This is a genomic window from Parafrankia sp. FMc2 (genome assembly GCF_041008525.1).
GTDB lineage: Bacteria > Actinomycetota > Actinomycetes > Frankiales > Frankiaceae > Parafrankia.
This window is the reverse complement of sequence record NZ_JBFLUG010000215.1, coordinates 1-8,574: the sequence shown is the minus strand read 5'-3', so window position 1 is coordinate 8,574 and position 8,574 is coordinate 1. Positions and strand designations below refer to the sequence as shown.

The window sequence follows — 8,574 nt, the reverse complement described above, 5'->3', positions numbered from 1 at the left end:
CCCCGCGTCGTCCGCCGGGCCAACCGCACCCCATTCCCCACCAAGAAGCCGATCGACAGACACCTCACAGGACCACCACCCTCGGTCGTCACAGTACTAACCCGAACCTAAAGTTCCTGGTATTGGGTCATCCGCTGTCTGAAACGATACGTCGCCCGCGAGATCTACAACGCCATCCCGCGCACCAGCCCACCGGCCACTGCGGCCACTTGACAACACAGGGGCGTCAGACCCTTGCGCAGTGGTGGTCGTCGTGCACCACGCCATCGCGGACGGCCTCGGCCTGGTCACCCTCTTCCGCGACCTGCTGACCCCGCCCGCCGGTCCCCTCCCGACGCAACGACCGGCGCCTGGCCGGCTCGCCAGAGCCGTGACCACAGCGGCCGGGCTGATGTTCCTGGCGTCCCGGGCCGGGCTGATGTTCCTGGCGTCCCGCGCTGTCGCCCCGGCGCCGCGTCCCTTCCCCACACCGAGCGCCGCCCGGGGTCCGCAGCGCCGTTACCAGGCGCACACCTGGCCGCTGCCGCTCGTCCGCGCGGCAGCACGCCAGATGAACCTGCGCGTCACCGACCTCCTCCTGGCGGCGGTGGGCGAAGCGGTCCGTGCCTGCCTCGATGCCCAGGGACGGCTACCGCAGAACACGACATTGCGGACAGCTGTGCCCAGGACACTGCGGGCGCCCAGTCCCGCCGGCTATCTCGGACCGCCCGGTAACCTCACCGCGGGACTCCTCATCGACGTGCCGCTCGGCCGGATGACCGTCCGTGAACGCGCCCGGCGAGTCGGCGAGCAGACCGGCCCGCACGCGACCGCGCAGGCACTCGCTGGCGCGGCCGTCCTCCGCGCCGCCGGCAGCCTCCCCGCGGCGGCGCACCGCAGGACGGTCCAGCAGATGTACCGGTCCCCTCACTTCGACGCGATCGTCACGAACATGCCCGGCCCCGCCGAACCACTTCGGCTGCTCGGCCTCCCGCTGTGCACCGTGCACCCGGTCGTCCCGCTCGCCGACGGCGTCCCGCTGGCTGTCGGCGCGATGGGATGGAACGACCACTACTGCCTGTCCTTCACGGTCGATGCGACCCGGCTCGATCCCGCCGTCGTCAGCGAAACCCTCCGCCGCGCCATCGACGACCTCGTCGGCAGACCCGCCCAGCGGACACGCTGGACCGGGACGCAGCACACCCTCGACGCCTACCAGGCCCCACCCCGGCCGGCCGCGGCCACAGACCTGAACGCCGGTCCCGCCACGACACCGGACGGAACAGCGTGAAACGGCTCCGTCCACAGCCGGTTCAGAGGAGCTCGCCCTGGATCCGCTGGTACCCCCACGTCGCGTTCTCGGTCGCGAACCGCTCGATCAGTACGGCGATCTCCGCGCTGACCGGAGGTCGTCCCATCCGCTGCGGATGGGTCCATTTCCGTGTGACCAGACGGCGGTGCCACCGGAGGACGGTCCCCGGGGTGACCAGCCGGTGGGCTTGCAACGTCGTGGGCAGGAGTCGGATGAGTGCGGCGAGGACTGCCCGGTCTGCCCAGTCCCATCGGGGCTTGGGCTGGGTACGGCGCAGTACGGCGACCTCGTGCCGTAACACGAGCAGCTCGATGTTCTTGGACGCCGACGAACGGCCGAGGAGGACCAGCCAGCCGCACACCCGAGCGAAGATCAGATAGAGCAGGCGGATGGACATAGCTGACCATCATGCCGACGGTCCCGTACTGTCGCATCAGCCCAGGTCACAGGCCCAGGCCGGCTTCTGGCACCCCACACCCGCTCGACAGGGTCAACCATGCCCTGCCATCCCCCAATGCAACAGACCCAAGCCGCCTAACAATCATCATCCACAAGTCTTGACTATTTCTCGGGGGTTCTCGTCCCCTGGCTGGGGCCGCGTAGGTGGGAGCACGGTGCGTCTCAGTCTGGGGCGTTGGAGGGGTGCGGTGTCTTCCTTAGTGGTCTCGGGTGGGGCTTTGTCAGGGCCACACCCTCTTAGGGCCATGCCCGGGGCTGACGCTTTCTCTGTCCGGATTCGTCGGGGGGAGGCGATGCGGGGTGGACAGGTGGATGCGGGAGTGGTCGGCCGGCTTGGACTTCGACGTGCCGGTGTATGGCCGGGATCGGCTGCGCTGGTATCGGGCGTCGGGGGCGGGTGATGCGGCGGTGGAGGTCGCGCCGTTGGCGTTCGCGTCGGCGTCGGTCGGGGTGGGGGTGGTGCTGCGTCAGGCCGGCTGGCCGGAGGGTGCGGCGTTGCTGTTCTCGATGGCGGAGTGGCGGGCGTTCCTGGCCGGGGTGGGCGACGGGGAGTTCAACGATCTGACGGATACGGGGAGGTCCGATGAGCAGCAATGACGATCGCGAGGATGAGGACTACGACGCTGGGGAGGACGAGTACGCCTATGACGATGACCCGTGGTGGTGGGATGAACACGATGGCTACCGGTCCGGTGCTGGTACCGCCGGTGATGGCCCGGGGGGTGGTCACTCCGTTCGTCGACGCCGCCGACGTGACGCGGTGTGCGCTCGACCTGGGGTTACGCCCAGGCGAGTACACAGCGTTGCCGTTTACGGACCTGAGACGGATCGTCGTCACCTTGTGACCGTTACGGTGCGGCGGTCGGGGTGGGGCCGGTGACCGGGCTGGCGGTAGCGGATACGTCGCGCTGGGAGTTCGACGTGGGCGCGTTGCCGGAGCTGCGGATCGGCTACCACGACGGGCTGGTTGTCGGCCTGCTCCCGAAACCGCTGCACCCCGACTCCGACGATCAGGAGATGTTGTTGTGCGACGTGGTGGACGTCGACCCGGACGTGATGGCCGGGGCCGGGGTCGGCGTGGCGCAGCTGTCCACGGTGGGTCTGGTGCTGTTGCACCGCCGGGTGACCCCGTTGGAACAGTCCCGGGTGGCGTGGGCAGTCGGTAGCCGTGTGCGGCGGCAACGCCTGCTGACAGGCGCGGACCCCCGAGTGGTGATGACCGGGGCGCGTCCCCCAGCGGATGTCGTCCCGGCCGGGGTGAGCTTCTCCAGTTCCCGGGTGTGGCTGCGTGACGGTGATGCCGTGTCGGGGGTTGAGGTCTGGGAGGTGATGTTCCCGTTCCGGGACCTGATGACGGAATCCTCTCCACCCTGACGTGACCTGATGTGATCGTCCGGGCTGACGGCCCTGAACCTGTTCCGGCTCCTTCCCCCATGCCGGGGAGCTGCCGGAAAATAACTTCAGGGTTTGATGTTGCTTTTGTCGATCAGAGTGGTGAGGTCTCTCACGGTCGACACGGTGATCGGTGCGGGTGGAATGTGGCGGTCGAGGCCGTCGAGGAGGGGGGTCATCTCGTGGATGGCGTCGCTGACGGCTGTTCGGGGTGAGCCCAGCAGTCGGATGAGCGTCTGTGTTGGGTTTCCACCGGTGGTGGATCACGGTGACCAGCAGCCGGTCGGACAGCGACAACGGACCGCGGCGCAGGACGCGGTACCGGGCGTGCTTGTGATGCAAGCTGATCGGTGGGTGGTCGAGCACGTACCGTTCGACAGCGGCCAGCAAAGCGGCGAAGGTGGGGCGTTCCATACCGGTGAGGGTGGGGTGGTGCAGCCACGCGGGGGCGAGGTCCTCAGGAAGCTGGACAGACTGGGCGCGCTCGTGCCGCACTACCAGCAGCTCGAGGTGCTTCGATACCGACGAATTGCCGAGGAGGACCAGCCAGCCGCACACCCGCACGAAGATCGGATAGAGCTGGCGTACAGGCATAGCTGACCATCTGCCAAGGGGCGCACGGCGCATCAGCCCAGTTCACGGGCCCACCCACACGCTCCAACGGCTCGTCACCGGGTACCGGAGAGGCATGGCTTGGCTGTGGACGAGCGTTCGCCCGGGCGCGGGGCGCCGCCGCTACGCGCTCACGGGCGGCCTGCCGCCGGATGTCCGCCGGTTCGGCCAGGGCGTCCCGACGGGCGGGGATGGTGGGCAGCATCGCACCAGTGCCGTCGGCGACCGCGGGTTCTTCATGGTGCCGACCCTCGTCGGCTCCCTCTTTCTCCTGCTTCTGATGTTTGTTCCCGGCTCGCCGGGCTACCTGGACCCGTCTGTCGCGGTGGGGGCCGGGCTCGGGGTGGCGTCTGTCGCGGCGATGTCCGCGGTCGCGGTGGCGTATCTGCGTCGGCTGGCCTTGGTCTCCTCCGTGGTGACTGTGATGGCGGTCGCGGTCGCGTTGGCCGCGGCGGAGTCCGCCGAGCTTGCGCTGACGTTGCTGTTCTGGTTCCCGTGGGCTGGCAGCCAGGTGGGTCTCGTGCGGTCCCGGCTCGGTGCCGTCGGGGTGCACGCTGCGGTCGTGGTGGCTGGCGCTCTCGGCGCGTTCGGCCTGCGTGGGTGGCTCGCGGAGTTTCCCCTCGCGGCGGCGGGCTGCGGGATGGGGGTCCTGGCGGCCGCGTTTCTCACTCACATCGCCCTGTACCGGGCAGGGGACCGCCGTCTTGTTGATCCTCTGACAGCTCTGGCGAGCCGCGCGGGACTGATGCGGACTGGTGATCGGCTTGTTGCCGACATCCTCGCGGCCGGGCGTCAGGCCGTGCTGGTGGTCGTCGACGTCGACCGCTTCAAGGAGATCAACACCGCTTTGGGTTATGAGGCGGGCGACGAGGTGCTGCGGAGGTTCGCCCACCGGCTGCGCCTGGTGAGGCCGGCCCCGATGCTCATCGCCCGCCTCGGCGGCGACACGTTCGCCCTGCTGGTACCTGGGGCGGCCGTGGCCGGCGACGGGGAAAGCCCGCCGCGGACGGCGGATCCCGCCCTCGCCGACTTCGGTCGTGCGATCCTGCGGCAGGTCGACGGACGCCTGCGGATCAGCGGGGTGGATGCCGAGGTGGAGGCCACGGCGGGTCTCGCCGGGGCACCGTCCTGCGGGAACCGGATCATCGACCTGCTCCCGTGCGCCGATGCGGCACTCGCCGATGCCAGGCGCCGCGGCGAGCGGGTCGGGGTATGGACGGCCGGGATGGCCGCGGTGAAGCCTGGGGAACTCGAACTGCACGCGCAGCTACGGTCCGCGATCGAACGGGACGAGCTGGAGCTGCACTACCAGCCGATGCGGGACGCGGCGACCGGACGGACTGTCGGTGTCGAGGCGCTGATGCGCTGGCGGCATCCCACCCGTGGGCTGCTGCCACCCGGGTCGTTCCTGCCGATGGCCGAACGCTCCTCGCTGATTGTCGAGCTGACCTGGTGGGAGCTCGATGAGGCGCTGCGCCAGTGCGCGCGCTGGCGGTCGGAGGGGATACGGGTGGCCGTCTCGGCGAACCTTTCGCCCCGGTTGCTGGTGGTCGACGAGCTCCCGCAGGTCGTCGCCGAACGGCTGGCAGCCTACGGTCTTCCCCCCGACATCCTCACCCTCGAGATCACCGAGAACGCGCTCGTCTCCCAGCCGGCCCGGGCCGCTGCGATGCTTGGCGACCTGCGGGTCTCCGGGGTGAAGCTGTCAATGGACGACTTCGGGACCGGCTACAACTCGATGGAGACCCTCAAGGCCCTGACCGTCGACGAGATCAAGATCGACCGGAGTTTCGTCGCGGATGCCCAGGGCAGCCTGCCGGACGTCGCGATCGTGCGTTCCGTCGTCGACCTGGGCCACCGGCTCGGGGTGCGTGTCGTCGGAGAGGGCATCGAGGACGAGCCCAGCGAACGGATCCTGACCGAGCTCGGCTGCGACCTCCTGCAGGGCTATGCGTTCTCGCCCCCGCTGCCAGCGCGGGACCTCACACCGCTGCTCACCGACACGACGCGCCCCGACACCCACCACCACGCCGTGGCCGCCACCGCGGCGCCCAGGCCGCCGGACGATCGGATCACCAAGCAGCCGGTGGGGGAGGATACGGAGCATGCCCGGCAGGCCGCGGCGACGAAAGACGACAACGGGCGGCCCGCGGACGCCATGGTCACCCAGCAGAGCAAGGACCACTGGACCCAGGGCGGGCTCATCGCGCCCGCGCCCGCCGACGAGAACGGCCGCCTTGCCGCGCTACGCAGCCACCGGATCCTGGACACCCCTGCGGAGCCCGAGTTCGACCTGGTCGCCGCTCTGGCCGCCGAGCTCACCGACTGCGCCTACGCCCACGTCGTGTTCGTGGACACCGAGCGGGAATGGTTCAAGTCCTGGCACGGCCTGAAGATCACCGGTTTCGCCGGCCGGGTGGGCGTGGCATCCCACGCGGTCTGGTCCGGCGAGTACCTGGAGGTCATCGACGCGACGCGGGACACGCGCTTCGCGCACGCGGTCCGTGCTGATCCGAACATCCCACCACTGCGTTTCTTCGCCGGGATGCCGCTGCGCACACCCGAAGGACACACACTCGGTGCCCTGTGCGTCTCCGACCGGATGCCCCGCCAGCTCGCGCCCAGACAGCGCCGCTCCTTGCACCACCTCGCGGCCCAGACAATGCTCCTGTGCGACGCGCGCAGGGAACGGCTGATGAACGAGAACGTCGCCGATGCGCTCGGACGGCTCGACCAGCTCTGGCACCCCGACGACCTTCCCGCCGCGGCAGGCCTGACCGCCGACGTCGTCCGCTCCCTCGCCGGCGCGGACGCCGTCGCGGTGATGCTCGCGACAATGCCGTACGCGACCGTGTTCGACGCCGCCGGCATGTCGGTGTCCCCAGGCACCGAACCGCTGACCCGGGTGGGAGCCCGGGCCAGTCCCGACGACGAGGCCGCGCTGAGCGCGTTGTCCCAGCTGCGGGCCCCGATCTTCATCGCTGACCCCTCCGACACACCGCTCATCCCGTCCGATCGGGCATCCCAACTGGAGATCGGCTCCGCGCTGGTGGTGCCGATGCCGGACCAGGGCGGTCTGCTCGGCTTCGTCGCCGTGCGGTGGACCCGCCCGCTGACACTCGTGGACCCGATCGTCCTCCGCTCGGTGACGCTGTTCACCGCCTCAGCCCGGTTCGCCCTCCACCGCCTACGGTCGACCGCTCGACGCGCGACCGAACACGGCAAGGACGGATGAGCACCACAACCACCGTGTCCTACGAAGCCCAGCACATCAGCTCCGACCCATGCGTGGCCTGCAACGCCTCCGTTCCGTCCAGACCGTCAGCACCGGACACGCCCTCGTGCAGAACATCCGCCGCGGCCACTACGAACTCACCATCGGCACCGACCCACGGCAGAGGCTGGCAGCCGCGTTCACCGAACTCGCCAGCGCCGTCTGATGGTGGGCCGCCAGGCCTCCGGCGTGCGTCGGATCCTCCCAACGCAACTGTGCCGCTCCAACGGTGTCGGTGAACGCCCGCTCCATCGGGATCTGCTGGTCCGGCACCATCCCGATGAGCAGCGCCAACGGGTCGTGCGTCAGCAACTCGTCCGCTTCGTCGATCTGGCTCAGATGCAGTCCCACATCGTCACCGTAGCCGGGTCGGCCGGACGGGTCAGCTACGCCTGCTCGTCCGATCATCGATGCCACGGTGACTGCCCTTCGCGGACGGCAACGTGGCCGGGCCGTCGCGGGCCCATCAGGCACGTGTCAGGCGTCGGGCGCATGAAGGCATCGCAGCCCGTGCAGACTCAAGGGTATGAGCCCTGTGAGCCGCGGTCGCAAGAACGGGAAGAAGCCCTCCTCCAAGAGGCTGGCACCCGCCGGGCGCGGCTCCCGGCCCGCGCTGTCCTCCGTGCCGGACATCCGTGATCATTCTCCGCGGTGGCCTCATGACGACGGTCAGCCTCACGACGACGATGAGATGGGGCTGCGCACGCTCACCACCGACATGGTCGAGATCGGCAGGACGCTCCGGGAGAACGACGATCCGCTACTGGCGGAGATGGCCGGTGCGACGTTCGCTGTGCTTGACGGCCTCGTCGATGGACCCGTCGGGGAGGCGTTTCTTCAGGAGATCGTGCCGCGGCTGGAGACCACCGCGACCGGGGACGCCCTTGCGGTACTGCTGGCGGTTGGTTCCGTCGCGTCGGGGCCGGTCGGTGCCGCGGCGAACGCCGCCGCCGGCCGGCTCGCCGCGGCCGGCGTGTCCCGGCCGGGGTGGGCGCAGGAGCTGACGGCGCCACCGGTGGCCGGTGACTTCCAGCGCCGGTACGACGACGAAGGTGCCGCCGTCTTCCTGAGCTGCACCGTCGAGCGGGCGGGCCGGCGCCACGCGTTCCTGGTGTGCGTCGACCCGTCGGCCTGCGGTGAGGCTGACGACATCCTCGTCCTCCCGGCCGAGGACCTTCCCGTGATCCTGAAGGAGATCACCGCGGAGGCTCGCAAGGACAAGGTCAGGCTGCGAACCGAGACGCTGGGCGCCGAGGAGTTCCGCTGGCAGGTCGAGAACGCCCTGAACGCACGGGCGGTGCACGACGGCGAGCTCCCGTTCGACGGCGACGGCGACGGCGGCGACGACGAAGACGGGGAAGTCGCGTCCTTTCTTCAGCTGTTCGGCGAGGAGGACGAGATCCCCTTCGACGAGGAGGGCGGCCAGGACGGGCCGCCGTACGAGGCCGTGGCGCTGGTGCTGCGGTCACGTCTCGCGACGCTCCCGACTCCGCGGAAGCCACCCGCGCCTCATCCGGACGGCGACGGGGACGAGGTGATCGACGTA

The 8,574-nt window shown here is 69.8% G+C and carries 6 protein-coding genes and 4 pseudogenes; 7 read left to right on the top strand and 3 right to left on the bottom strand.

Features of this window, described 5'->3' with window-relative positions:
• Positions 1-241: 241 nt before the first annotated feature.
• Entirely contained in the window at positions 242-1,270 is a 1,029-nt protein-coding gene (locus tag AB1460_RS34275) for a WS/DGAT domain-containing protein (RefSeq protein WP_368966486.1), read from the top strand.
• A gap of 22 nt (positions 1,271-1,292) precedes the next feature.
• Here AB1460_RS34275 and AB1460_RS34270 read toward each other — a convergent pair whose 3' ends face one another.
• Positions 1,293-1,688, bottom strand: coding sequence for an integrase (locus AB1460_RS34270; RefSeq protein WP_368966485.1), 396 nt, complete (start codon positions 1,686-1,688; stop codon positions 1,293-1,295).
• Positions 1,689-2,062: 374 nt separating this feature from the next.
• Between AB1460_RS34270 and AB1460_RS34265 the strand changes: the two genes are divergently transcribed.
• From AB1460_RS34265 to AB1460_RS34255, 3 genes are read left to right on the top strand one after another with little or no spacing between them, the layout of a single operon-like run.
• Positions 2,063-2,347, top strand: a complete 285-nt coding sequence (locus AB1460_RS34265; RefSeq protein ID WP_368966483.1) for a DUF397 domain-containing protein — start codon at positions 2,063-2,065, stop codon at positions 2,345-2,347.
• Positions 2,344-2,595: a hypothetical protein gene (locus tag AB1460_RS34260; protein WP_368966481.1), complete on the top strand. Its 252-nt coding sequence runs from the start codon at positions 2,344-2,346 to the stop codon at positions 2,593-2,595. Before AB1460_RS34265 ends, AB1460_RS34260 begins: the two co-directional genes overlap by 4 nt.
• Before the next feature lie 31 nt (positions 2,596-2,626).
• Positions 2,627-3,124, top strand: coding sequence for a hypothetical protein (locus tag AB1460_RS34255; RefSeq protein ID WP_368966480.1), 498 nt, complete (start codon positions 2,627-2,629; stop codon positions 3,122-3,124).
• A gap of 86 nt (positions 3,125-3,210) precedes the next feature.
• Here AB1460_RS34255 and AB1460_RS34250 read toward each other — a convergent pair.
• Positions 3,211-3,604, bottom strand: a pseudogene (locus AB1460_RS34250) (ISAzo13 family transposase); the annotation flags it as partial.
• A gap of 226 nt (positions 3,605-3,830) precedes the next feature.
• On the opposite strand from AB1460_RS34250, the gene AB1460_RS34245 reads away from it, so the two are divergent.
• Positions 3,831-6,989 (top strand): EAL domain-containing protein, encoded by a 3,159-nt coding sequence (locus tag AB1460_RS34245; RefSeq protein ID WP_368966478.1) that lies wholly within the window; start codon positions 3,831-3,833, stop codon positions 6,987-6,989.
• A gap of 40 nt (positions 6,990-7,029) precedes the next feature.
• Positions 7,030-7,194 (top strand): annotated as a pseudogene (locus AB1460_RS34240) (IS6 family transposase); the annotation flags it as partial.
• 71 nt (positions 7,195-7,265) lie between these two features.
• On the opposite strand, the pseudogene AB1460_RS34235 reads toward AB1460_RS34240, so the two are convergent.
• Positions 7,266-7,379, bottom strand: a pseudogene (locus AB1460_RS34235) (Fe-S cluster assembly protein HesB); the annotation flags it as partial.
• A 175-nt stretch (positions 7,380-7,554) separates the two neighbouring features.
• Here AB1460_RS34235 and AB1460_RS34230 point away from each other — a divergent pair.
• Positions 7,555-8,574, top strand: a pseudogene (locus AB1460_RS34230) (plasmid pRiA4b ORF-3 family protein); the annotation flags it as partial.

Coding starts and splice junctions, on each gene's coding strand:
- AB1460_RS34270 (WP_368966485.1), bottom strand. CDS start 1,688: ATGTCCATCCGCCTGCTCTATCTGATCTTCGCTCGGGTGTGCGGCTGG.
- AB1460_RS34245 (WP_368966478.1), top strand. CDS start 3,831: ATGGCTTGGCTGTGGACGAGCGTTCGCCCGGGCGCGGGGCGCCGCCGC.
- AB1460_RS34260 (WP_368966481.1), top strand. CDS start 2,344: ATGACGATCGCGAGGATGAGGACTACGACGCTGGGGAGGACGAGTACG.
- AB1460_RS34265 (WP_368966483.1), top strand. CDS start 2,063: ATGCGGGAGTGGTCGGCCGGCTTGGACTTCGACGTGCCGGTGTATGGC.